Source organism: Acinetobacter seifertii (assembly GCF_016064815.1).
Lineage (GTDB): Bacteria > Pseudomonadota > Gammaproteobacteria > Pseudomonadales > Moraxellaceae > Acinetobacter > Acinetobacter seifertii.
On the sequence record NZ_CP065820.1, the window covers coordinates 1,368,069 to 1,393,296 of the forward strand.

Genomic DNA, 25,228 nt, shown 5'->3' on the forward strand with positions numbered 1-25,228 from the left:
AGGGCTTTTTTTTATGGGTACGTTTTCTCATCACTAAGCATCGCCCCTAAGCCTCTTTTTCACATAGAATGAATTGCAAATAAATAAAATGAGAAATGTATGAGCGAAGAAGCACATTCAATGAGTCTGGTTGCTCCAGTGGTTTTATTGGCAGCGGCTGTAATCGCAGTCCCTATTTTCAAACGTATTGGTTTGGGTTCGGTATTAGGTTATTTAATTGCGGGCTTAATTATTGGTCCATTTGGTTTTGCTTTTTTTCAAGATTCCACTGCAATTCTTCATATTGCCGAGTTAGGAATTGTGATGTACCTATTTGTGATTGGTTTGGAAATGCAGCCATCACATTTGTGGAGCTTAAGGCGCGAAATTTTTGGTCTTGGTACGCTACAGATCATCATTTGTGCACTGGCTTTGACTGGGGTAGGACTATTATTTGGTTTTACATGGCAAGTGGCATTTATTGGTGCAGCAGGGTTTGTATTAACGTCGACTGCCATAGTCATGCAATTACTAGGCGATCGAGGTGACTTGACGCAACCCCGCGGTCAAAAAATTGTAGCCATATTATTATTTGAAGATTTATTGATTGTGCCATTGCTGGCTATTGTTGCTTTTATGGCACCAAATCATGTGGTCGAAAGTACATCGGCACGTTTAGAAAACATTGGAATTGGTTTATTAGCAATTGCTGGACTTATTGCGGCAGGCTATTGGTTACTTAATCCATTATTTAGACTCTTGGCTGCTGCAAAAGCCCGAGAAGTCATGACAGCCGCTGCATTATTGGTTGTGTTGGGTGCCGCATTGCTCATGCAAGTCAGTGGTTTGACAATGGCAATGGGCGCTTTCTTAGCAGGTGTGCTTCTATCTGAATCTACATTTAGACATCAAATTGAAGCCGATATTGAACCATTCCGAGGAATTCTACTGGGTCTGTTTTTCCTTGGGGTTGGTATGTCACTGGACTTATCAGTAGTTGCTCAAAACTGGCAATTAATTGTGAGTGGTGTAATTGCCCTGATGTTTGCCAAAGCACTCATGATTTATATAGTGGCTCGATTAACGAAAAGCCCTCATACTGAAGCCTTAGATCGCGCTTTACTTATGGCACAAGGTGGCGAGTTTGCTTTTGTACTTTTCTCTGCTGCATTAAGTGCTCAAGTTATTGATAGTACCGTTAAATCTAACCTTACTGCTATTGTTGTACTTTCAATGGTATTGACTCCAATAGTGGGTATTATTTTTAAACGGTTTACTCAAGCTAAAGAAAAAGTTTCATTGGAAAACATTAATATTGCGGATGGACTAAGCGGTAGTGTTTTAATGATTGGTTTCGGGCGCTTTGGGCAGGTAACTAGTCAATTACTGTTGGCAAGAGGCGTAGATGTCACCATTATTGATAATAATACTGACATGATTCGAAACGCCGAAAAGTTTGGTTTTAAAATTTATTATGGCGATGGTTGCCGCCTCGATATTTTACATGCTTCTGGCGCTGCAACTGCACAAGCGATAGTGGTTTGTGTAGATAGTAAGGACACAACCAATAGAATCGTAGAGCTCGTGACCCACGAATTTCCTTTGGCGAAATTATTAGTACGCTCATATGACCGTGAGCATTCATTGCATTTAGTCAAACAAAAAGTGGACTTTATGATCCGTGAAACGTTCGAGTCTGCAATTAAGTTTGGTGGCGTTATTTTGCAAGAGCTTGGTGTAGATGAAGACGAAGTAGAAAGAATTACCGAAGAAATTCGAGATTTAGATAATGAGCGTTTTGAAACTGAAATTGCAGCAGATGATGTAAATGCGGGAGTGGGTATGCAATACACCCATACTCATCACCCTAGACCAACTGCACCATTGATTCGACCAAAACGAGAAGGACAGATTTTAAATAAAGATAATGTCTCGGAGAATGAGAGTATTGATTAATTATAAGCCTCAGTAATAAGTCTTCTTAGAAGTACTTTTACTGAGGCTTTTCTACAGGAAAGAGTAGCTAACTGCTAAATTCTCTGGGTTTACCAATCAAACCATCATTTAATGAAGTGAGTTGGTTAATCATATTAAACCCACCTATAGATGTTCTAACGCCGTGCCTTTAACCGGGTTTCTGCGCCAGTAATACGGCTGTAAAAATCTAAGGAAAAGTTTCCAAGGCGTCATCCACGCGATGCGTCGGTTGGTTTTTTTGTTTTGAAGAATTTGTTTTGCTAAATACGCACAAACCACCTCAGGTGGATCAATCACAAAGAAAAATAAGCGTTTCATCTTTTTCCAGTTTTGTACGTTGCCATTTGTCCAAGACGAAACTAACAAGTCGGTTGCCACCATGCCTGGGCTGAGAGTACCAGTTAAAATAGAGGTCGACTTAGTCTCTTTATAAAGTGCTTTACTAAAATAACTTACCGCTCTTTTAGTTGTAGCGTAGGCAGTCATACCAGCACTCCATTCGCCGTTGCTTCCCCAACCTTCCATATTGAAGATTTGACCATGACCTTGTTTGAGCATGCCTTTTAAAGCGACTTGAGAACCAAGCATTGTGCCTAAAATATTGGTAGAAATGGCTGCGTTTAATTCATCGGATTGAAGGTCAACAAAGCCCTTGGTAGGGTGGCAGCTTCCTGCATTATTAATCCATACATTTACTTGAGCAAAATGCTGTATGGCAACATCCCATAGGTTTTGTAGGTCTGATATTTGTGTGACATCACAGCATAGGCCAGTGAACTTTTCTTTATTGAAATGAGTTTTTAAATAACTAAGTGCATGGTTAAGAGACTCTAAGTTGCGGCCAGCGATCACAACCGAACATCCAAGCTCTAAAAACGCGTGGGCGAGTGCTAAACCAATACCCTTAGTGCCTCCGGTAATCACCACACATCCAACTTCACGGTTTGATAAACTCATTGAAATCTCTATATAATTTTAAAAAAATTAGGCTGTTATTGAGCAGTTTTATGCAAATAAGTCGTTTGCTCTTTTAATAAAAGCAGATAGATGACGGATAAACTTATCATCGAAATATTCATGACGATAGGGTTGTAAGGTGAGATAAGCGTTGAAGGTATGAGAAAACCAATTAAAAGCAATAGACCCAACAGCCCCAAAATACTTAAATAGTGAATATATTTTTGGTTTATAAATACAAACAATAAACCAAAAATAATTTCTCCTAAACCACTTGCACGGCCTGCAAGTTTTGCATATTCAAAAGAAAGACCTATTGATTGCCACACAAAAATTTCATCAGTATTAATAAAAATTATTTTAGGGACAAGTCCCTGATATATCCACAGGAAGGCTAACACAAAGTTTATAAGTTTTAATGCTTTAGCATTATTCATTAAAGTTCTCTAAAATTTTAAAAAGTTAAATTTTCATTACGAAAGTTATTATCTTTCTATTTAATTTATTGTTCAACTAAAAATAATTTTAGTCTGTTTTTTTAATCATTTTTATTGTTTTTTAAGTAACGTAGCAAGTGGTCTAAATATTATATTCTGATTTTATATTAAAAACATAGGAGAAATGACTCCTATGTTTTTAATCTTATGGTTCACTCACTAATCTTGATATATTTTTTAAAACTATATTTCTTAGAAATTCTTTATAGCATTCATCTGTATTCTTGTTCGAATGCTGAACTAAATATCCATTGAGTTGTGTAATTATAATAATGGCTCTTTCTTTATATTCTTCTGATGATATTTCATTATGAATGGGTAGAATAATCTTATATATAAGTTCAAGATTATACTTTTGTATAGTTGACAATGATTCATATACATAAGGTAAATGATCTGAAATTGAAAAAAACTCCTTAAATGTATTGGTAATAATCGGTTGTTCTATTTCATATATTATATTGGTAATAATATTCATAAACCGATGTAAAGGTGGTTCATTCGAATTTAAGTTGATTAAAATTTCAATTCTTTGTATGTAGTCACAAGTGAGTTTATTAAGTAAAGCCTGTAATAAAATATCTTTATTGGGAAAATAATGTTGCAAGGTACTTAAACTAATATTTGATTGTGTAGCAACTCCTCTCATACTAAAGCCAGAATAACCTTTGGTTAAAAAAACTATTTCAGCATTTTTTAAGATTTGCTTTATTCTTTCTTGTCCTTTTAGTGTGGTAAAGGACTTCTTAATTTGTATAGTATCAAAGGTATCAATTTTGATCATTATCCAGCCTGTAAGTACTATTTAAAAAAAGGCATTCTAAACCATGAAATTAGAAAAATATAAATAAAATATTTAAATTCTATTAAACTAAAATTAGGTCATATGACCTATTGTTTTTTTAATATAGGTCAATTGACTTAATTAAAACCAAAAAAATAGGTCAGGTGACTTATTTTATTTTGTTTAGTTCTGGTTTAAATAGGTCAACTGACCTATTTAAATGGTTGGGGCTAAATGTGGAATTTGGATAAATTATAAATAATTGTATTTGAATACATATTGACTAATTTTTATATGATTGTTGATATTAATTTTATAGATATTTCCCTTGATTTTATAAAGTAGGGGTGGGTATTTAATTGGCTATTTTTACAGACAATAAGAAATGTGGTTTAAATAAATCAACATAGTCTTTTTGTAATATGTGTATACAAGTTAAATAATTGTTATTAAATTGTGAAAAGAATCACACAATAGTAAAGGGTAGTTTGTTTTATATGTAAAACAAATTGTTCGCATTTTATTTATCGAGTTTGATTCATTTTGTTCTACAAAACTAATCATTATATATGTAGGTTATGAATATGAAAAACATTCAGAAATCACTTCTTGCAGCATTAATAGTTGCTGGTTATGCAGTAAATACTCAAGCGGCTGTTACTGGACAAGTTGATGTTAAATTAAATATCTCAACAGGCTGTACTGTAGGTGGTAGTCAAACTGAAGGGAATATGAACAAGTTTGGTACTTTAGATTTTGGTAAAACTTCTGGCACTTGGAACAACGTATTAACAGCTGAGGTTGCTTCAGCAGCAACAGGTGGCAACATTTCTGTGACTTGTGATGGCACAGATCCTGTTGATTTTACAGTTGCAATTGATGGTGGTGAGCGTACTGATCGTACTTTGAAAAATACAGCTTCTGCTGATGTAGTTGCATATAACGTTTACCGTGATGCTGCACGTACTAACCTTTATGTTGTGAATCAACCACAACAATTTAGCACTGTGAGCGGTCAAGCAACAGCCGTTCCAATTTTCGGTGCAATTGCTCCAAATACTGGCACAGCAAAAGCGCAAGGTGATTATAAAGATACTCTATTAGTCACAGTAAATTTCTAAAAATAAAAAAGAAATAATTAATTGAGTAGCAGGTTTACTTCAATATAAGTAAACCTGTTTAAGATGGAGGGGAAATGATATTTAATCGTAGTTCAGTATTTATAATTTTATACTCATTATTTACTTCAGTAAATGCTGGACAAATTGGAGCAAAACTAACAACGCAAATTGAACTTTTACCTTCTTGTTCTATTAATAATAAAATTGTTGAAAATAATTCTACAAACTTAGACTTAGGAACTATTGATTTTGGAGATGCTACGACCGGTTTTAATGGAATATTAGAGTCAAGCTTAATTAATAATGGAAACTCAGGTCTACAGATTGAATGCTCTGGTATTTCAACTTTAAAAATAACTTTTGGAGCTGGAAATAATGACAGTCAAGTTCCCACTAATTTTTCACAAAATTATTATCATGCTCTAAGTAATGGTAGAGATTTTATTGCTTATAACTTGCTCTATGGTTTAAACAAACAAGTTGTTAGAGCAAACGATGTTTTTATTCTTAATGATTTGAATACTAAGAAAAATATCGATATTTATGGCCAAGCCACCCATGATGGTAGTCGTATATCTAAGGGTGAATATACAGATATAGTGCCGATTACGATTGAGTTTTAAGAAAATGAAATACTTTTGTTTGAAAGCAATATTATTGCTGTCGGTTAGTCAGTGTATCTACGCAGCAGATCCTCAATTAAGTTCAAGCTTCAAAGTTCAAGCTAAAATTGAAAATGGATGTTCAATAGATAATATTGAGCAAAGTATTAATTTTGGTCAATACTCAGCTTTATCTAAAGATAAAGTAGTTTCAAATATTATAAATAGTAAAGACTCATGGAATATACGTTGTACTGAAAATTTACCGGTGAGTATTTCTATTGATGGTGGTGAAAATCTTGATAATAATATTAGACGTATGAAAAACTCATCATCTAATTATTTATCTTATAAGTTGTATAACTCAAGTAATTTAACAACTGAATATATTGTAGGTAATAAATATTTATTACCTACAACTACTCCAACAAACCGTCTTGTAAATTTTGAAATATATGGTGTGGTTGATTTAGGAAATAATAATGAATCACATGCCGCCGGAATTTATAAAGATACTGTTTCAATAATGATTACATGGTGATTTGTATGAACAACTCTGCATTTATTAAAAATAGCATTTTAAAATCTTTTTTATTTGCAAGTACATTATCACTTGTGACACCTGTGATGGCGCAAGCGACTTTTTTAATTTGGCCCATTTATCCAAAAATAGAAGCCAATGAAAAAGCGACCGCAGTTTGGCTTCAAAACACAGGCAAGACCGATGCGATGGTGCAAATTCGGGTATTCAAATGGAATCAAGATGGCTTAAAAGATAATTATAGTGAGCAATCAGACATTATACCCAGCCCGCCTGTAGCTAAAATTAAAGCAGGCGAGAAGCATATGCTTCGTTTAACTAAAAGCACTAATTTGCCAGATGGCAAAGAACAGTCATATCGTTTGATTGTAGATGAATTGCCGATTCGTCTTTCTGATGGAAACGAGCAAGACGCTTCTAAAGTGAGTTTCCAAATGCGTTACTCAATTCCATTATTTGCCTATGGAAAGGGTATTGGTAGTGGTTTAACTGAAGAAAGCCAAAAAGCCAATGCAAAAAATCCTTTGGCCAAACCCGTTTTACAGTGGTCAGTCCGCAATAATGACCAAGGCCAGTCTGAGCTATATTTGAAAAACAATGGCCAAAAATTTGCACGTCTTTCGGCGCTTAAAACTTCAAAAACTGGCAATGATATTTCTTTAGGGAAAGCTGCTTTTGGCTATGTTTTATCGAATAGTACCGTAAAGTTTGCTATCGATAAGTCGACTGCAAATGAGTTATTAAAAACATCTAAAATTTATGGTGTTGATAGCTCAGGCATAAAACAAGAGTTGATCGAAATCACTAAAATGGAGGATCCAACATGATCCTTCGGCATAATAATTTATGCAAAAGTATTTTACTAATTTTGTTGTCGGGTGGATGCTTAAATATTCCAAATATTGCTTTGGCTGGCGATTTACCTCCACCACCAAAAGATATTAACGAAATTAATCAACTGTTTAAGCTGTATCTAGATTTGGTGGTAAACCAATATTCAGTTCAGCAAGTTGTGCCCGTTATTGTTAAAAATGATGAATACTTTATACAAAAAAGCAAGCTAATAAATGATTTGGAAATTCAAATTCCTCAAGAACTATTAACCAACAACGAGACTACTTTAACTAATCAAGATGTTTTAACTTTGGGGTTTAGTGGCGATGCGAATGACTGGATATCTTTAGATAAGTTGAAAGATGTAAGCTACGAATATCAGTCATCAAACCAATATTTTAAGCTTAACTTTCCACCCGCTTGGATGCCGACTCAAGTTTTGGGTAAAGACTCATGGTATAAACCTGTCGTTGCTCAGTCGGGTATAGGGCTGCTCAATAACTATGATTTTTATACTTATAGACCGCATCAGGGTGGCTCAACTAGCAGTTTATTTACAGAACAGCGCTTTTTCTCTCCGTTAGGAGTGATTAAAAACTCTGGTGTGTATGTCAAAAACCAATATAAAAATGAAGGTAATGCCGAGTCTCTAGACAATGACGGTTACCGTCGTTATGACACGTCTTGGCAATTTGATAACCAGAATAACGCCACGTCTTTTGTGCTAGGTGACATTATTACGGGTAGTAAAACGACTTGGGGAAGTTCAGTTCGTCTGGGCGGTTTTCAGGTACAAAGAAACTATTCAACTCGACCAGATTTAATTACCTATCCTTTACCGCAGTTTATTGGACAAGCTGCTTTACCAAGCACAGTCGATTTAATTATTAATGGACAAAAGACCAGCTCAACAGAAGTACAGTCTGGCCCATTTATATTAAACAACGTTCCCTTTATTAATGGTAAAGGTGAAGCCGTTGTCGTCACAACCGATGCAGTCGGGCGACAGGTCGCAACAGCCGTTCCTTTTTATATTTCCAATACATTGTTAAAACCGGGCTTATTTGACTACTCATTGTCTTTAGGAAAAATTCGAGAAGACTACGGACTGAAGAATTTTTCCTATGGAAAGTTTGCAAGTGCAGCCGATGCCCGTTATGGGGTAAATGACTGGTTTACCTTAGAAGGGCGTACTGAGCTTTCTTCAGACCTACAGTTATTCGGTGCTGGGTCTGTACTCAAGCTTGCAAACTTAGGTGTGCTGAGTGCCTCTTTTAGCCAGAGTAAAGCCGATAAGTCTATGTCTGAAGATCGAGCCAAAGACTTTGAGGGCAAGCAATATACAGTCGGGTACAGCTATAACCGTAATCGCTTTGGTTTTAGCATTAACCATAACCAGCGTGATGATGAATATACCGATCTTTCACGTCTGCAATATAGCAATTTAATTTCGGTCAATAGTAATAAAAGCTTAACGGCCAATACTTACTTTGCCACCAAAAACTCAGGCACCTTCGGTGTGGGTTATATCAACACCAAAGCAAATGACTTTAAAAACCGCTTTTTAAACTTGTCATGGGCACCTGTTTTACCGACCTATATGAATGGCGTAACCGTTTCACTAAGTGCCAACCGTGATTTTATCGAAAAAGAGTGGAGTGCTGCATTTCAGCTTTCGATACCACTGTTCCAACGAAACGCGACTGTAAACTCGGGTTATGCATTTAATAAACAGGGCGATACGGGCTATGTTAATTTCAACCGTTCTGTACCGTCTGAAGGTGGTTTCGGTGTCGATTTAACCCGACGCTATAATGAAAATAGTGAAGATTTAAATCAGGCACGCGTCAATTACCGTAACGGTTATATCAATACCGACTTTGGTATGTCTGGAAACCATGACTATAACTACTGGTTTGGTCTATCAGGTTCACTTATTTATATGGCGGGTGAAGTATTTGCTTCAAACCGTTTAGGTGATTCGTTTGCCTTGATTGATACCAACCAAGTACCTGATGTTTTGGTCAGATACGAAAACAGTTTAATTGGTCGTAGTAATAAAAAAGGCCATATTTTTGTGCCATCGGTGACACCTTATTATTCGGGTAAATACAGCGTCGACCCAATCGACTTACCTTCAAACTTCACCATCACACAAGTTGAACAACGCATTGCTGCTAAACGCGGCTCGGGTGTTGTGATTAAGTTCCCAGTTCATCAGTCTATTGCTGCCAACGTTTATTTAACTCAAGCAGATGGCAAACCTATGCCTGTTGGTTCTGTGGTGCATAGAGCTGACCAAGAGTCTTCTTATGTGGGAATGGATGGCATTGTCTATTTAGAAAATTTAAAACCGAACAACACCGTGACGGTTCAACGTTCGGATCAAAGCATTTGTAAAGCAGACTTTTCTGTAGATGTAGAACAAGCCAAGCAACAGATTGTGGTGGTTAAGCCTGTTACGTGTCATGAGGTATCTTTACCATGAATATAAAAACAAAAAAATTACTTCGCCATTTAGGCATGTTTTCTGGACTGATGCTGGCTGGAAATTTGACTCATGCTGCCTGTAGCGTGAGTGCTTCGGGTTCATCCTCTATTTCGGTTCCGTCAATCTATTTAACAGAAAACGGTGAAAACTCTTCACAGTTTAACTCGGGTTTGTCATGTACGGGTTTTAGCTTGGCTTTGGCGAACATGACTTATTTAAAATATCGGGTTGAGCAAATGTCGAATTCATTTACCAATGCTCAAACTGGAGAAAAACTCAATGCTGTTATTTTAGATAGTAATAATGAAATCATTAGTTTAGGCCAAGAAAAAGACATGAGTAGCTTTACGCTGGTCAATCTTTTTAGTGGGCCAGATGGCAATTTGCCTTTTTATATCCGCCTTCCGGCTGGGCAAAGTGTGTCTCCGGGTGTGTATCAGGCTGACTCACCATTGAAAGTAAAATGGTTCTATTCTGTACCGGCAGTTGCAATTATTGGAATTGGGGTCTTCTTTGAAAGCCCAGGGTTTAGACGTGGTGCATTAGGAATTGGTTTTAACTGGGGAAGTGGAGCGGACTCGCTTGGTTCACTTTCCATTACCGTGCTTCCAGACTGCCGAATTTTAACGCAAGACGTAAACTTTGGAACGGCAGCTTTTGCTTCTAAGCTTGAGCCTGTGCAGTCATCTATGGGAATACGTTGCTCTGTAAATACACCATATTATGTGAGTTTAAATAATGGACTTTCTCCGCAAAACGGTAACCAGCGTGCTATGAAGTCACAAACGGGAAATACGTATTTAAAATACGATATTTTCAAAAACTCATCGAATGACCGATGGGGTAGTGGTAACGAGCGTTGGTCGAGTTTAAATGCGACCCTTAACCCCGGTGTACATAACGGGGTAACGCAGCAGAGCTATGTGTTTACCACAAAAATTGTAGATGAAAATGCAGACACAGTACCAGCTGGAACGTATCAAGATACGGTTACGGTACAAGTCGAATTTTAAAAGCTGATTTATATAGAAGATAAAAGCTCAGTTCATGGGCTTTTTTTCTTGAAAATTAGTCTACAATCAAATAATTATTTTAGGATTTAACTTTAGAACGATAGGGATGATGTATGTTAGTTATGTCTGATAAGCAACTGCCTAAGCATATTTTGACTAGCATCGATTCATACATTCCTTTTTCTATTGAATTCACTGACAGTAGATTAGCTGATCTATACTGGCGATGTGGAAATGGAAAAACTTGTTTATTTGAACTAGGTTTAAGTCACACTGGCGAAGTAATTAATATTACTCTTGTATCAATAAACAATAGTAATATATTGAAAAATAGCAGTAATTTTGAATTTACATTTCCTGTGGAAAATTTTTTACCTAAATTTGATGTCTCAGATTGGAATATAATGTCTGAGGATTATTCAAGCATATTTAAAGATGATTTTAATTGTGAACTACAATTGGTTATAGGCTTAGACTACTTAGTATTAAATTTTTTAAATTATGGAAAATCAATATTTTACTTTAAAAATGAAGAATTGTATTTTGGTTTTAACTCTAATAAAGAGCTATCAACAATACTACTAACTCATATTACAGCCGAAGAAATAGAAATCTTAAAACGAAATTTTTAAGGTAGATACAAACTAATTTGAGATATTTGCAAGATATAACTACTCAAGCTCTAATTGGTCATCATCTTTGGTAATTTTAATCTTTATCTTTTTATATTTACGTTTATTTGGATCTAGTGCCGAGTTAATTACTTCATCCGCAAAGGGCGGGCACTGCATGAGTTTTGCATATGCTCTATAGCCGATGCGTATTCGCGTAGGTGGGCAATCGGTTCTTTTTGAATAGTATTCAATGAGAGAATTCAGTTCTTGTAATAAAGTTTGCTGTTCCATCATACATATTTAACAATTCGTTAATTCAAGCATAATAGACTTACAGGCTTAGTGGAATATGTACTCAAAATACTAATTTGTTTGAAATGTGATATAGTTTGCACTTCAAATAAAATATATGAATTTTTTCATTTTTAGGTAGAATGTTTGAGTCTTAGTTTTGCTTTAATAAGACCAAAAAACTATTAAAAGTTAGATTTTTTTTGAATCATTTAGATTTACATTTAAATGATTAAATTAAAAAAATAAAATCTAACTAATTGATTTTATTTGTATTAAATAATTTTGATAAATATAATGTCAGAAATTATAATTTATTTGAAATATATATTAACATAAAACAAACAATACTTACGTGATGTTTCATATAGTTACATGTTGTTACATAACTTAAAGCATACTTACTTTAGAGGTGGTCCAAATACCACCCAACAAATTAAGGATACTTTGATGCCTCAATATCTAATGATTGCAGAAAGTGTCTATAGAAAAGTTAAAGACAGTGAGCTCTTCACAGAAGATACCATTGAAAATTTTAATCATCTAATGACATTTATTCGTAAAGAAATCGTTGGAACTGTATTTAAACTTAAGTACAACTATATTGATTTTAATGAATTATTTAGCAAACCACTTAACGAGTGTAAAGTAAAAATTGATATAAGTTTAGTACCCCATTACGATCACGAAAATGAGTATGTTTTATGGTTGGCGGGGTTTATTGAAAAAATTACTGAAGGCGGACCTAAAACTCCACCTCCAATTAAGAAGTTTATTCCTGAGTTTATTAGTTTAAGACTAGAGTTTGATTCAGTGGCTTTGCCAGTTGAAAAAACTGAAAATCAGGGTGAAGAAATAACCGAGTACTTTAACTCTCAAGCTTTTACAAAAAAATTGGAAAAGTAAAATTGTTATAAAAGGTACAATTTTTCAGTAATCGCCTTCGGGCGATTTTTTTTAATCATCTTGTCATAATGAACAGCTAATTTAAGCTTATAAAAAGAAAAGATGAAGATTGTTGCGAACAACAAAATCAAAAAGCAATTTTCAAGTAAAGCTGGTCTGTTGTAATTAAGCTAATTCGAAAGAATTGGCTTTTTTGTTTTAAGCAAGTTTTGCTTTTAAAAATATAGTGATTTGAATTGTTTAAGTCATGTTTTGATAGCCATTTTTAACATGTAGTTATGGAATGGCATAAATTTAAAATCTATTCGCACTAGAAAGATAAGACAGCCATTAATTGAAGTTTCTCATGACTTAAATTTTTAATTATTCTTTATATAAATTTGACTTAATCATGATTGGTAAGCCTAGTCTAGACAATAAACTAGTCCTTGAATTAGGGATATGTTTTCTTTCTAGATTAATAAGTTCAATAAATTCTTTATTAAATTGCTTTCTAGGGTATTTTTCTAAGATTTCATTTCTAAATGATAAGGGTAGTCTATATTGATTGTCACTGATCACATCACAAGATGCTCCTTGCTGTAATAGAATAACCTCCGCTGGATCAGATTCATCTATATATCCATTCATGTGAAGACATATAGCATCTTTAATCACTACGCTTTTCTTCTCATCAAAGTTATATTCTTTTGCCTTTTTCTCAAATTGTTTAGCACTTTCATACGTAAAACATTGACAACCTTTATCATGAATATGTTGTTCAGTTAGACCAATATCATGAAAAAGTGAAGCTATTAGGAGTGATTCATGATCAAAGTGTCTTTTTTGTAAATTGCCTAGAGCGGCTCCCCAAAAGTATGTTCGCCATGAATGATTGTAGATAGATATACTTGCTTTTGATTCTAGTTCTTCAAGTGCGATTTTAATCATTTGAGTATCTGGTATTACAATTTTTCCCATATCAAAATCATTGCTAGTTTGAAATCTATAATAATTTATTTTTATAGAATTCAGGATGCTAGGCATCATAATTTTTTGAATTAATTTAATTTTTTCTTTGAAATTGAGTTGACCATTAGTAGCTTGCATCCATTGATATGAACCAATTTTTATACTTTTCATTATTAAATCTTATTCTAGAGTAATTACTCTAAAATATTACCTTAGCTGCTTTTTTGCAAGTTCATATTTGAATAAGTCTACATAGATAAAGATAGGAGAAAATAATGTCTTACGCATGCCCTTGCTGTGGTTATCTTACATTTGATGAGTTGCCGTATGGTTCGTTCGATATCTGTGCAGTTTGTTTTTGGGAAGATGACAATGTTCAGAATGAAGATCCTGATTATATGGGAGGAGCAAATGGTATTAGCTTAAATATGGCTAAGCAAAATTTTCAATTATTTGGAGCAATCAAAAAAGAATTTATACCATATACCCGTAAACCACTTGAAAAAGAAATGCCCTGATAAACTTACATATTTACCTCACCAGTGATGAGTTTTTATTAATTTATTATTTATGAAATTAATATCTATGTAGTTAATTGAATTTATGATTTTTATAAAATTTAAATTAATTTACTTGAAATCCTTAAAGAAGAAATAATAGCTACTTAGCCTTATGTCAGTGTTTTATAAACTCCAATTTAACAATAACTAACTCATTATTTAGCTTTACTTTTTTAACGATCTAATTTAAAGCAAATGTCATTTTGTATGCTTGACTGTAATAGGGCAGAGCACTATCCTTTGCCTGCTGGCCTACATTGCCAGCCGACTTTGACAGGTCGGATACCCAAAGCACACGAAAAAGAATTTCTTTTTTGTGGGCATCCCTGCGTGCCCCCTCTGCGGCGGAACGGGAGGGGGACACCTTCGGGTGTGCTGATCTTTTGGGTATCAGTCTGTCAACCTTCTCTCGTTTCGCCACCATTATTTGACAGTAATATGGTGAAACTTCTTTATTACCCAAAGGAGTTCGCACATGCGTACTAATTCTTTTTCATTCTTGGCCTTTGCCAAATTCTCTTTGCCCATACCGCTTAAGAAGTCTATAAAACGGTTTAATCGACTCTAGGTTTTCTACACCTTAAGAATCGTTACGACCAAAAATCATAGCCACAATAAAACTGAGATAGGCAAGCACACCATTATTGTGCGGCTTTCTTATGCCTGTATTTAGCACTCATTTTAAGAGTGAGGGTATTTATATCTCTTTTATATACAACAAAAAATTATTTTAAGCGGTAAAACTATGCGAAATTTAGAAACATCTTCCAAAAAACTACATGTAATTCAAACTACCATTCAACTTATGACGATACATGGGTTCCATAATGTAGGCGTAGACCTGATTGCTAAAGAAACCAAAATTGCAAAAGGTACGCTTTACAACTATTTTCACTCAAAAGCAGGCCTTATTGAAATATGCTTGTTACTGCAAAAAGAAACGCTCATGGAAAAAGTAAGAGAGGTACTAGAAACAACCCAATATTCCACTTTGACGAATAAACTCAGGCAAATTTATCTTTTACATGCCGACTTAAATAGCGCTTATTACCTACTGTTTAAAGCGGTTTTTGAAACTAAATTACTTTATCCTCATGCTTACCAAAGTGCTGTGCGTTATAGACGTTGGCTAAAAAATGAGATTTTCTGCCTTATAGCAGAAACTAAAAAAATGGCCTCATATACAGAAGCTGAGTTGTTGGTATTTATGATAGATGGAGCAATTTTGAGGCTTTTAATTTCAGATAAAATTGAAGAACAAACTAAGTTGTTAGATTACTATTTGATGAGGGTAATCTAACAACTCATTGCCGCCCAAGCTATTGAGCTTGGGTTTTTTTATACGCCTAATATTGTAATTTCTTCATGCTTTAAGCAGAAGCTATCGGAAAAACATAAATCCAATTCGTTAGAAAATATAGGGTTGGATTTCCAGTTAGGTTGTCTCTAGCTCAATTAATGTATTGATATAGTTCCACGTTTTCTCTGGTTCAATTGGATTTTCTTCGCAAACAGACGCATTAATCAAGCCATCGAGGAGAGAGAGGAATAAATGAGTGAGCGTTATAGGATCCTTTATTTCTAATTCTTTAAAAATAGAACTGGTAGTGTCAAATAACCAATTTCGATATTCATCTAGCACGACATGAATAGTTGGATATAAGCTTCCTACATCCATTCGTGCTTTATGAAATGGACACCCTCTGGCACCATTTTGATTTACCCAATTGATATACCACATATAGAGTTGTTCTAATTTTTCCAAAGGAACTGATCGTGTAGATATTTGCTCTTCTACCGCAATCTGGATATCAAGTTTTAGTTCCTGTAGGCAAGCGGCCACCAGTTCTTCTTTAGATGGGAAATGTTTATAAAAGGTCGCTTTGGCAATATCAGATTCAGCAATAATTCGGTCTATACCGACAGCAATATAACTTTCCTGAATAAAGAGCTGAGTTGCTGTTCTTAGAATAATTTCTCGTTTTGATGGTTTTTTTAATTTTATTTGTGCATTCATAAGGGCTTATTGCATTTTGTTGAAGAATTAAGCTTGATATTTTAGTTGATAGAAGGACTGTTAGACTAGTCGATATGGTTGAAATTTAGACAAAAGGAAGACAGAACTGTATGTATTTAATCTCATATCTTGGATTATGATCTAATCTATAAAAATGTAATGTTTAATTTAATGAGATTTATCAAATTTTAGAGATTTTTGCTTCATTTGGCACATCATTCGGTATGTCTCTATTTTCCACATAAATTCTTAAATAGTTATTTTTTCTTAAAGTTTAAATGAGCAAGATATATCATTTTTTTATATTAAATAACTGAATAATTTAAATTTTATATATCTGAAACTAAAAAGATTTACCTTAAAAAAATCTACTCAATTAGATAAACATAAATGAGCCGAATAATTAAAGATATAAAACTATTGGAGAAAGCTGTGGATGAACACAAGTTAAAAACAAAAGTCGGCACACTTGAAATGGTCGTAGCCATGCTACTTTCAGGGAGTATTGGCCTATTTGTGATTAAATCAGGTCAATCACCAATAAACATTGTATTTTTCCGCTGCCTTATATCAGCCTTATGCTTAATACCCATCTGTTTGTTTTATGGTCATTTTAAAAAAGTATATTTTGGCAAAAAAGAACTATTTTTAATGGTGACTTCGGGCTTACTTATTATTTTTAACTGGGTTCTGCTGTTTGCTGCTTTCCCTAAAACATCTATCTCTTTAGCTACGATTGTTTATCACGTAAACCCGTTTGTGATTTTATTTTTAGGGGCTTTGGTCTTTCATGAAAAGTTAAATAAAAATGATGTGCTATGGACCCTAGTTGCTTTTGCTGGGCTAATTGTAATTATTGGTTTAGGTAGTGCCTCGGTCAACTCCAGTGAGTTAGCAGGTTTAGGCTTGGTTCTTATAGCTACTACACTGTATTCAATATCGGTTCTAATCACTAAAAAACTAACTAACACGCCGCCTTTATTAATTGTGCTTATACAAACCTTAAGTGGAGCGATTGTTATGACTCCGTTTATTTCGGTTTTTGCAAATCCACCGATAGGCCAACAATGGTTGTTTGTACTTGGGTTAGGGGTTTTACACACAGCATTTCTTTATTATTTGATGTACTCGGCAATTAAGAAAATACCTTTAAATAACATTGCGATCTTATCTTTTATCTATCCTATATCGACCATAGTAATTGATTATTTCTTCTTTGATCATGTGCTGACCCATACTCAAATTTTAGGTGCAGCTTTAATTTTATTGGGTGTGCTCGGAGTAAAGTTGCATTGGAACGTTTTTGCGTTGAAAAGATTAAAATAGCAATACCAAGAGTTTTGCTTATCAACAAAGTTGCGAAAATAAGTCATTAAATATTAAATTGCAATTGAGGTGAGCAAAATGAAAAATCAGTGGATAACAGACGAAGATAGATGGCAAGCAATTGTTGATCGTAATGCAGAAGCTGATGCATATTTTGTTTATGGCGTGAAAACCTCAGGCATGTACTGTCTGCCATCAAGTACCAAAAGACTACCTAAAAAAGAAAATGTAGTTTTCTTTGAGAGCGTCGCGCAAGCCGAGAAAAATGGTTATCGCGCAAGCCAAAAAATACAAAACAGACTCTTAAATGCACACGATCCAAAGCTTATAGAGAAAATCGAGAAAGCATGTAGATACATCGAACTACATGAAGAAAACTTGTCTTTATCAGATGTGGCAGATCATGTAGGAATGAGTGCATATCATTTTCACCGAGTTTTTAAGCAAATTACTGGCTTAACACCTAAAGGCTATGCCGATGCACATAAAAGTAAAAAGCTAAGAGAAAACCTAGACGAAAATATCAGTGTGACTGATGCAATATTTAATGCAGGTTTTAATTCAAATAGTCAGTTCTATGAAAATTCAAATTCGCTATTAGGTATGACAGCGAAAGAATGGAAATCTGGCGGTAAGGGTGTACGCATTTTTTTCGCCATAGGAGCGTGCTCTTTAGGAGATATTTTGGTTGCCCAAAGCCAGAAAGGCATTTGTGCAATTTTGCTAGGCGATGACCCTGAAAAGCTTTTAAATGATTTACAAGATAAATTTCCAGAAGCCGATTTGATTGGCTGTGATGATGAGTTTGAGCAACTGATTGCGCATATTGTCGGGTTTATTGAAGCGCCACAAATCGGATTAGATTTACCGCTAGATATTCAAGGGACTGCATTTCAACAAAGAGTATGGCAAGCCTTGAAAGAAATTCCTGCGGGGCAGACAGCCAGTTATTCCGATATAGCCCAAAAAATAGGTTCACCTAAAGCCGTTCGGGCCGTTGCAGGGGCATGTGCAGCAAACATGTTAGCTGTTGCTATTCCATGTCATCGTGTTGTTCGAAATGATGGTTTTATTTCGGGTTATCGTTGGGGCGTGGAGCGTAAACGTGCATTATTAGAGAAAGAAGCCGAACTGGCACGAACCTAAAATTGTTTTAGTAGGCTGTTTTTATAGAGTTAATTTTTTCAAAACAGCAAGAATCAGAGAGTCTATTTTCTTCGGGGTACTCAAAATATATCCATCAATTTAATCAAGATGGAATTGTGAGTATGAGCAGATTAAAAGACAAAGTAGCTATTATTACAGGTGCAAGTTCAGGTATAGGTTTAAATGCCGCATCGCTATTTGTAGCCGAAGGTGCGAAAGTTATTCTGGTTGCACGCCGTGAGCGTGTTTTAAAAGAGCTTTGCGATAGTTTGAATCGAGACGGAGTCGTTGCACACTTTATTGCAGGGGATCTTAATGACCCCACTACCATGCAAAGAGCAATTGATATGGCTACGCAATATTATGGCAGGTTAGATATTGCATTTAATAACGCAGGCCTGTTGGGAGAATATCAACTGACTCACGACACAACCGAAGACAATTGGAATCATGTGATTCAGAATAATTTAACCAGTGCGTTTCAGTCTGCCAGAGAGCAGCTTAAAGTCATGTTAAAGCAGGGCTATGGTTCAATACTGTTTACATCATCTTTTGTTGGGCATCATATCGGGTTTCCTCAAATGGCGGCTTATGCTGCAAGCAAAGCGGGACTCATTGGTTTAACCAAAGTGATGGCAGCAGAATATGCAACGTCAGGTATTCGAGTAAATGCACTTTTACCCGGTGGAACAAATACCTCAATGGGTCAAGAGGCCGCTTCTTCTCCAGAAGTTCTAGAGTTTGTAAAAAGCATACATGCCATGAAACGTTTAGCAGAACCCGATGAAATTGCAAAAGTGGCGCTCTTTTTAGTAAGTGATGATGCAAGCTTTATTACAGGCAGTGCTGTACTCGCCGATGGTGGAGTGACTATTTGTAAAACCTAGATAAAGAATAAATAGGTCGTAAAAAAGTGAGGCTGCTAGAGCCTCACTTTTTATATGTAGTTATTTTCCTTTTTTGGTTTTTAAATATTCGGCATAAGCTTCATCTGCGAAGCGTCTTAAAGAGTCACCAATAGCAGCATATTGGTATTCATTAAGGTTAGCCAATGACGCACGGGCAGAAGGATGCTGCACACCAAAACCAGAACCCGGCAATAAAACCACACCTGTTTCATCTGCTACTCTAAATAATAGCTCGGTCGGATTTTTATTTTTCATCACCCAGTCGGCAAACTCATCTCCATAGAGAGTGCGTGAGGTGTTTTCAAGGTTAACAAGGGTATAGTAGTCCACAGCATTTGGATCTGTTGGAACCTCGACACCAAGTTGTCGATAGAGTGCTGCATCGCGTTCACGTACAACAGATTTGACCGCTTTTTTATAGCTTTGGCGTGAGTCCATCATATTAAACAATGCAAATAAAACCATTTGAACTTGTTGAGGAGTAGACAGACCAGCGGTATGGTTTAGAGCAACATTACGGCTGTCTGCAACTAAACGGTCAATAAACTTAATACTTGATGGGTCTGTAGTTAAAGATGAATAGCGCTCTTCAAGCTCTTTCTTCTCTTTTTTCGATAAGTTCGCAATTTGTTTATCAAGCACATTGTTATTTGAAAGTGCAATGACACCAAGTCGCCAACCAGTCGCACCAAAGTATTTAGAGAACGAATAAACCAAAATGGTGTTATCAGGACAGATCGCAAAAAGTGATTTGAAGTTATCGGCAAAAGTACCGTAAACGTCATCGGTTAAAATAATCAGATCGGGGCGTTTTTTGACAATATCCGCCAAAATCGCAAGACCTTCATCACTCATTTTTACCGATGGCGGGTTACTTGGGTTGACTAGGAAGAATGCTTTAATAGACGGATCTTCTAACTTTCGAAGTTCTGACTCTGGATATTGCCAGCCGAGTTTAGGGTCTGCCTCAATGAGCACTTCTTCAAGTTGGTAGTCATTAAGTTTCGGAATTTCCAGATATGGTGTAAAAATAGGACTACCAATCGCAATGCGGTCGCCGTTTTTAATAATTTTATTTTCTTTTAATGAGTTAAAAATATAGGCCATTGCGGCTGTTCCGCCTTCAACAGCAAACAAATCTAAGTCTCTTTTTTGCATACCTTGTACGCCCATTTCTCGTAAGACGTACTCTTTAATAATCGTTTCACTTACTCGAAGCATGCGGTCTGGCACTGGATAGTTACAGCCCAGAATACCTTCAACCATTTCAAGTAAAAAAAGATCTGGGTCTAAGCCTAATTGGTCGCGTACATAAGATACGGCTTTACCTAAAAAGACAACACCAGGTTTATCGCGGTTTTCCAAAATGAAGTTGTCAAAACGTGACTGGAGTCCAACAGGGCGAGGGAAGCCACCTAGACCTTCTGGCATATATGAAAACGAAAACTCGGATTCGGTTGCCGAAAACAGACCTAGTTGAAAGAATGCTCGGCGTGGGATAGTCGCAAGAAAGTTCGGATTGCCTCGGCCAGCATTTAACATCATGCGGTCAGTTCGGCTTTGAGCTAATTCTATTAAATTATCTTTCAGTTCAAATGGACTGAGTTTTGCGTATTTAGAATAATCGACTTTCCCCATGGGACGTCTCCTTAATTATAGTGAGATGAATAAAATTTCTAATTCAATGTATAAAATCAGGCTAAGCCTACGATCAGTGGTCCGAGTAAGGTCAAGAACACATTTGCGAGGGCATAGGTGATTGCGAAAGGAACAGTCGGAATTGAGTTGCCTGCTTTGTCTAAGATGGCACCAAAAGCAGGGTTTGCACTGCGTGAACCAGATAGCGCTCCAGCCATTACCGCAACGTTGCTATAACGTAGAACATAACGAGCAAACAGCATGGAAAGCAGTAACGGAACCAGTGTTACAACTACTCCAATCATAAAGAGTGAAAGACCACTTTCTTTAATGGTTTGAATGGCCTGTAAACCTGATTGTAAGCCAACCGCTGCAACAAAGCCTGCCAAACCTAAGTCTTTAAGAAGCTGTGAAGCCGCTAACGGCATATTGCCATGCACCTGATTTCTACTACGAATCCAACCAAACAGAAGACCTGACAGTAAAGCTCCACCGCCAGCGCCAAGCGTTAATGGCACATCGCCTAAACGAATCACAAAAAGACCAATCACTAAACCAACGACAAGACCTGCACCATGAAAAATCCAGTCTGTTTTTAGGCTTTCAGGTAAGGCTTTACCAGCTTCTTTTACTAAACGATCGAGGTCACTTTTTGTACCATAGACAGTAACGACATCACCTTGCTTTAGAACGGTGTCGTCACTTAAAGGTTGAGTTTCATCGTTACGTTTAATCGCAAGTACATAAATACCGTGCTTCAAATAGGCTGGAGTATTGGCCTTAATATCACCTAAGGTACGGTTAATGTATTTGGAATTTCTTAAGATGACATCGCTGGTATCCATAATCATTTCCATACCCTGCGATGATTGCAATTCGGGTCCGATTTGCTCGGCTACGGAAACTACACTGGCACGGCGACCGACCAGCAATACCACATCGTCTGTTTGTAAGGTTAGTTCAGGAGCAACATCAATAAACTGATCTTTACGTTTTAACCGTTCAATCGTAATGCTTGCTTCTTTTGCTTCAAGTTCCGAAATAGTGTGTCCATTGGCTTGTTTAACTTTATAAATACGCCCAACAATTTCCGGCATTGCCAGTTCCTGACCCGGTGCGAGTTCAAAAGCACCTTTAAGTCGTTCACTTTGAGCTTTTAAAGCATCGTCGTGAATTTCTTTACCCATAAATTTAGGCAAGATATTTACACATACAATGATTGCGCCCAATGAACCGAAAATGTAAGTCACCGCATAGCCAATCGCGACATTTGCTTGAAGTCTTTGAATCTCAGCCAGAGGCAGATCGAGTCTGGAAATAGCATCTCCGGCAGTACCAATAATCGCAGATTGAGTCATGCCACCAGCCGCGAGTCCGGCCGCCAAACCTTTATCGAGATGGAAAATTTTAGCCATAACTAAAACGGTGACTAAACCACACACGGCCATAAATACGGCTAAAAGAATTTCTTTTATAGACTGTGGCCCGAGTGATTTAAAAAACTGGGGTCCACTTTCAAAGCCTACCGCGTAAATGAAGAGCGCAAATAAAATTGCTTTAACGCCGTTATCAACAGGTACACCGATAAGACTTAGAACGACTGCTACAAGTAGGGAGCCTGCGACTCCACCAAACTGAAATTTTCCAAACTGGAACTGTCCAATCCAGAAGCCAATTGCGAGTGATAAGAACAATAATATTTCGGGGCTATGTTTTAAAACACCTTGTAACCATTCAATCATTTTGATCTCACTTTTATTATTAGATCTATCTTTAATATATAAATTTATTTATTTTTCATTTTTAAAATACTATATGAAAATTACTTAAGCAAACCTTCAAGTCTAATGATTTTCTTAAGTTTAGTTATAGAAAATAAGTCGTTTAAAGTGCTTGTGATGTATGTATGTCACTAATTCTGAGTGATTAAATCAGCTTTGGTTTTGAATGCAAGGTAAAAATTTTTTACAATAATATAAAGAATATTTTATGAAATAAAATTGTCTTTGAATTAGTTTTTTTGCATATGTTTTTTGTAATTTATTGATATATAGTAATTTAATATTTTTACTGTCGTTTAAGTAATGGTTTTTATTCAAATTAAAAAATAATCTACTTAAAAATGAGTTTCTGTTAACTAGATAGCATAATTTAAAGTTTAATATATTTGGAATATATTTAAATGAATCTTTATAATAAGACGTATTTTAAAGAAACAATATAAACTCAACTTGAGGGATTTTCATGTTTAAATAAAAAGCTTCGTGTTATTGAAGCTTGATATTTAAAAATATTTATTACCTTTAAAATAGCGGTTTATAGCGATTTAAAACTTTGAAATTACTGTTTCGAAGCTAACATTTTTAAGTAAATATCTGCTCGTTGCGCATGACCAAAGCACCAATCTTCTGGGCTATTTTGTACAATGACAAACATGATATCTTGCTCTGGAATCTTAAATTTTTGATGGAGCTGTGCTGTTACATGATGCATTAAATCTGATTTTTGCTGAGCTGTTCTGGCTTTACCAGAAGTGATGTATAGCAGCATAAATTTTTCAGTGCGGGAATATTCCACCCAGTAGTGAGGATCAACATATATATTGCCTTGAGCTAAGTGCTCAAAGAAATGAAAGCAATCATTTGGGGGAGTATCAAAATAACTTTCCATACAAGTCTGCACAATTTTTGATATCTGAGCTTTTTCATGATCTGTATATGCATAACTGGTTGTAAAGCGAATCATGGGCATGACCATATCTCCTCTGGCATATGTTCTAGTGCTGAAATGGCCGTAGGTAAGCCTGCATAAAAAGCAATATGGGTAATGGCTTCAATAATTTGTTCTTTTGTGATGCCTTCAGTTAAGGCATTTTTTATATGCCATTCAAGCTGTGAATAACGCCCTTGTAAAACAAGCGCAGTGATCGTAATAAAACAACGTGTTTGAGTATCAAGCATCTGTCTTTGCCAGATATCCGCAAATAAATAGTCTTTGCCGAACTCATAAAGTTTGGGCGAAATCATTTCCAAATTATGAATATCAATTTTTCTGAACATTTTAGAACTCAACATTGATGCTGTTGTTGCTAATATGGCAGTTTGGTATAGTTAAAAAAATCAAAACTTTTCTAACTAATAGTTCGGTTTTTATGAATGATTATACTAAACCCCCAACCAATCTTGATTTAGATGCCTTACGTGCATTCGTTAAAGGAATCGAGCTTGGGAGTTATCAGCTAGCAGCACAACACTTATGTCGTTCACCGGCCGCAATTAGTGCGCAATTAAAAAAGCTAGAGCAACAAACAGGTTGCCAGCTTCTTAGAAAACAGGGGCGGCTATTAGAATTAACCCCAAGTGGTGAATTATTGTTGAGCCATGCAAAAAACATGTTGGCGTTGAACGATACTGTGCTTTTAAAGCTGCATCAGACTCAAGCGAGTGGAGTCATTCGTTTTGGTTTACAAGAAGATTTTGCTGAAGGAACCTTACAGCAACTTATCGCTCAGTTTATGTTGCAGCATCCAAACGTACAGTTTCAAATTCGGGTTGACCGCAACCTTAACTTGATTGATAAAGTACAAAAGCAAGAGCTTGATTTAGCACTTATATGGCAGCAAAAACCAGTAATTGAAAACTTTCATGAGCTTAAAAGTGTAGAGACAAAATGGTTATTCTGTCCTCATCCCCATATCTTGCAAATCATTGAAAATAGAGCCTCCATACCACTTGTGGTATTACAGCAACCTTGTATTTTAAGACAAATGGCTATTGAGGTACTTGAGCAAAAGGGTATTGCTTGGCATATTGCTTATGAGTGTAACTCAGTCCAAGGGCTATGGCCTGCTATACGGGCGGGGATTGGCATTAGTCTAAGATCATGTTTTCAAATTCCACTAGATATTCAGACCATAGAAACTGATGTACTGCCTGAACTGGAGACTTTAAACTTTGGTCTTTATTTCAATTCCACCACACAATCAGTACATATTATTCAGCAGTTTCAACAATATATTGAACAGCATCTGCGGTAATTTTTTATTCTCAAATTTGTATTGCCCAGTATAGTTTTT

General features: G+C 35.7%; 25 protein-coding genes. 15 read left to right on the top strand and 10 right to left on the bottom strand.

What is annotated here, in order from left to right:
• The first annotated feature begins 99 nt into the window (after positions 1-99).
• Positions 100-1,935, top strand: coding sequence for a monovalent cation:proton antiporter-2 (CPA2) family protein (locus tag I8T81_RS06470; RefSeq protein WP_049065650.1), 1,836 nt, complete (start codon positions 100-102; stop codon positions 1,933-1,935).
• Between the two features lie 144 nt (positions 1,936-2,079).
• On the opposite strand, the gene I8T81_RS06475 is transcribed toward I8T81_RS06470, so the two are convergent.
• The 3 genes from I8T81_RS06475 to I8T81_RS06485 all read right to left on the bottom strand — a co-directional run bounded on the left by I8T81_RS06475 (position 2,080) and on the right by I8T81_RS06485 (position 4,194).
• On the bottom strand, positions 2,080-2,913 hold the full coding sequence (locus tag I8T81_RS06475; protein ID WP_198072392.1) for an SDR family NAD(P)-dependent oxidoreductase: 834 nt from the start codon (positions 2,911-2,913) through the stop codon (positions 2,080-2,082).
• 35 nt (positions 2,914-2,948) lie between these two features.
• Complete coding sequence (locus tag I8T81_RS06480) at positions 2,949-3,350, bottom strand: DoxX-like family protein (protein WP_198072393.1); 402 nt, start codon at positions 3,348-3,350, stop codon at positions 2,949-2,951.
• 205 nt (positions 3,351-3,555) lie between these two features.
• Positions 3,556-4,194 carry a TetR/AcrR family transcriptional regulator gene (locus I8T81_RS06485; protein WP_198072394.1) on the bottom strand — a complete coding sequence of 213 codons (639 nt, stop codon included), beginning with the start codon at positions 4,192-4,194 and terminating at the stop codon, positions 3,556-3,558.
• Between the two features lie 584 nt (positions 4,195-4,778).
• On the opposite strand from I8T81_RS06485, the gene csuAB reads away from it, so the two are divergent.
• From csuAB to I8T81_RS06520, 7 genes are all read left to right on the top strand, one after another.
• Positions 4,779-5,315 (top strand): Csu fimbrial major subunit CsuAB, encoded by a 537-nt coding sequence (csuAB, locus tag I8T81_RS06490; RefSeq protein ID WP_004700661.1) that lies wholly within the window; start codon positions 4,779-4,781, stop codon positions 5,313-5,315.
• A gap of 74 nt (positions 5,316-5,389) precedes the next feature.
• The gene (locus I8T81_RS06495; RefSeq protein WP_004700663.1) at positions 5,390-5,938 is read left to right on the top strand and encodes a spore coat protein U domain-containing protein; all 549 of its coding nucleotides are present in this window, start codon (positions 5,390-5,392) and stop codon (positions 5,936-5,938) included.
• 4 nt (positions 5,939-5,942) lie between these two features.
• Positions 5,943-6,458 (top strand): Csu type fimbrial protein, encoded by a 516-nt coding sequence (locus I8T81_RS06500; RefSeq protein ID WP_004700666.1) that lies wholly within the window; start codon positions 5,943-5,945, stop codon positions 6,456-6,458.
• Positions 6,452-7,285, top strand: coding sequence for a Csu fimbrial biogenesis chaperone CsuC (gene csuC / locus I8T81_RS06505; RefSeq protein WP_152682051.1), 834 nt, complete (start codon positions 6,452-6,454; stop codon positions 7,283-7,285). Before I8T81_RS06500 ends, csuC begins: the two co-directional genes overlap by 7 nt.
• The gene (gene csuD, locus I8T81_RS06510) at positions 7,282-9,780 is read left to right on the top strand and encodes a Csu fimbrial usher CsuD (protein WP_198072395.1); all 2,499 of its coding nucleotides are present in this window, start codon (positions 7,282-7,284) and stop codon (positions 9,778-9,780) included. The genes csuC and csuD overlap by 4 nt, the downstream gene beginning before the upstream one ends.
• On the top strand, positions 9,777-10,796 hold the full coding sequence (csuE, locus tag I8T81_RS06515; protein WP_198072396.1) for a Csu fimbrial tip adhesin CsuE: 1,020 nt from the start codon (positions 9,777-9,779) through the stop codon (positions 10,794-10,796). The genes csuD and csuE overlap by 4 nt, the downstream gene beginning before the upstream one ends.
• Before the next feature lie 122 nt (positions 10,797-10,918).
• A complete protein-coding gene (locus I8T81_RS06520; RefSeq protein ID WP_227602155.1) occupies positions 10,919-11,428 on the top strand; it encodes an acetyltransferase in 510 nt (169 codons plus the stop codon).
• Between the two features lie 39 nt (positions 11,429-11,467).
• On the opposite strand, the gene I8T81_RS06525 is transcribed toward I8T81_RS06520, so the two are convergent.
• The gene (locus I8T81_RS06525; RefSeq protein WP_174741367.1) at positions 11,468-11,701 is read right to left on the bottom strand and encodes a hypothetical protein; all 234 of its coding nucleotides are present in this window, start codon (positions 11,699-11,701) and stop codon (positions 11,468-11,470) included.
• Between the two features lie 450 nt (positions 11,702-12,151).
• Here I8T81_RS06525 and I8T81_RS06530 point away from each other — a divergent pair, with 450 nt between their 5' ends.
• Entirely contained in the window at positions 12,152-12,607 is a 456-nt protein-coding gene (locus I8T81_RS06530; RefSeq protein WP_151819662.1) for a hypothetical protein, read from the top strand.
• A gap of 363 nt (positions 12,608-12,970) precedes the next feature.
• Here I8T81_RS06530 and I8T81_RS06535 read toward each other — a convergent pair whose 3' ends face one another.
• Positions 12,971-13,729 (bottom strand): HD domain-containing protein, encoded by a 759-nt coding sequence (locus I8T81_RS06535; protein ID WP_198072398.1) that lies wholly within the window; start codon positions 13,727-13,729, stop codon positions 12,971-12,973.
• A gap of 104 nt (positions 13,730-13,833) precedes the next feature.
• Between I8T81_RS06535 and I8T81_RS06540 the strand changes: the two genes are divergently transcribed.
• Positions 13,834-14,076: a CPCC family cysteine-rich protein gene (locus I8T81_RS06540; RefSeq protein ID WP_019458402.1), complete on the top strand. Its 243-nt coding sequence runs from the start codon at positions 13,834-13,836 to the stop codon at positions 14,074-14,076.
• 787 nt (positions 14,077-14,863) lie between these two features.
• Entirely contained in the window at positions 14,864-15,418 is a 555-nt protein-coding gene (locus I8T81_RS06545) for a TetR/AcrR family transcriptional regulator (RefSeq protein WP_019458401.1), read from the top strand.
• A 135-nt stretch (positions 15,419-15,553) separates the two neighbouring features.
• On the opposite strand, the gene I8T81_RS06550 is transcribed toward I8T81_RS06545, so the two are convergent.
• On the bottom strand, positions 15,554-16,135 hold the full coding sequence (locus I8T81_RS06550; protein ID WP_019458400.1) for a TetR/AcrR family transcriptional regulator: 582 nt from the start codon (positions 16,133-16,135) through the stop codon (positions 15,554-15,556).
• A 432-nt stretch (positions 16,136-16,567) separates the two neighbouring features.
• Between I8T81_RS06550 and I8T81_RS06555 the strand changes: the two genes are divergently transcribed.
• The 3 genes from I8T81_RS06555 (at position 16,568) to I8T81_RS06565 (ending at position 19,494) form a co-directional block, all read left to right on the top strand.
• Complete coding sequence (locus I8T81_RS06555) at positions 16,568-17,461, top strand: DMT family transporter (protein WP_086495804.1); 894 nt, start codon at positions 16,568-16,570, stop codon at positions 17,459-17,461.
• 78 nt (positions 17,462-17,539) lie between these two features.
• Positions 17,540-18,607 (top strand): bifunctional DNA-binding transcriptional regulator/O6-methylguanine-DNA methyltransferase Ada, encoded by a 1,068-nt coding sequence (ada, locus tag I8T81_RS06560; protein WP_198072399.1) that lies wholly within the window; start codon positions 17,540-17,542, stop codon positions 18,605-18,607.
• 122 nt (positions 18,608-18,729) lie between these two features.
• Entirely contained in the window at positions 18,730-19,494 is a 765-nt protein-coding gene (locus tag I8T81_RS06565; protein ID WP_198072400.1) for an SDR family oxidoreductase, read from the top strand.
• A 60-nt stretch (positions 19,495-19,554) separates the two neighbouring features.
• Here the strand turns inward: I8T81_RS06565 and I8T81_RS06570 are convergent, their stop codons facing one another.
• The 4 genes from I8T81_RS06570 to I8T81_RS06585 all read right to left on the bottom strand — a co-directional run bounded on the left by I8T81_RS06570 (position 19,555) and on the right by I8T81_RS06585 (position 24,212).
• Entirely contained in the window at positions 19,555-21,153 is a 1,599-nt protein-coding gene (locus I8T81_RS06570; protein ID WP_068936254.1) for a bifunctional aspartate transaminase/aspartate 4-decarboxylase, read from the bottom strand.
• Between the two features lie 56 nt (positions 21,154-21,209).
• Positions 21,210-22,895 (bottom strand): aspartate-alanine antiporter, encoded by a 1,686-nt coding sequence (gene aspT / locus I8T81_RS06575; RefSeq protein WP_198072401.1) that lies wholly within the window; start codon positions 22,893-22,895, stop codon positions 21,210-21,212.
• A gap of 598 nt (positions 22,896-23,493) precedes the next feature.
• Positions 23,494-23,904 (bottom strand): tautomerase family protein, encoded by a 411-nt coding sequence (locus tag I8T81_RS06580; RefSeq protein ID WP_198072402.1) that lies wholly within the window; start codon positions 23,902-23,904, stop codon positions 23,494-23,496.
• A complete protein-coding gene (locus I8T81_RS06585) occupies positions 23,895-24,212 on the bottom strand; it encodes a carboxymuconolactone decarboxylase family protein (RefSeq protein ID WP_004700718.1) in 318 nt (105 codons plus the stop codon). Before I8T81_RS06585 ends, I8T81_RS06580 begins: the two co-directional genes overlap by 10 nt.
• Before the next feature lie 92 nt (positions 24,213-24,304).
• Between I8T81_RS06585 and I8T81_RS06590 the strand changes: the two genes are divergently transcribed.
• Positions 24,305-25,189 (top strand): LysR substrate-binding domain-containing protein, encoded by an 885-nt coding sequence (locus I8T81_RS06590; protein WP_049063275.1) that lies wholly within the window; start codon positions 24,305-24,307, stop codon positions 25,187-25,189.
• Positions 25,190-25,228 lie beyond the last annotated feature (39 nt).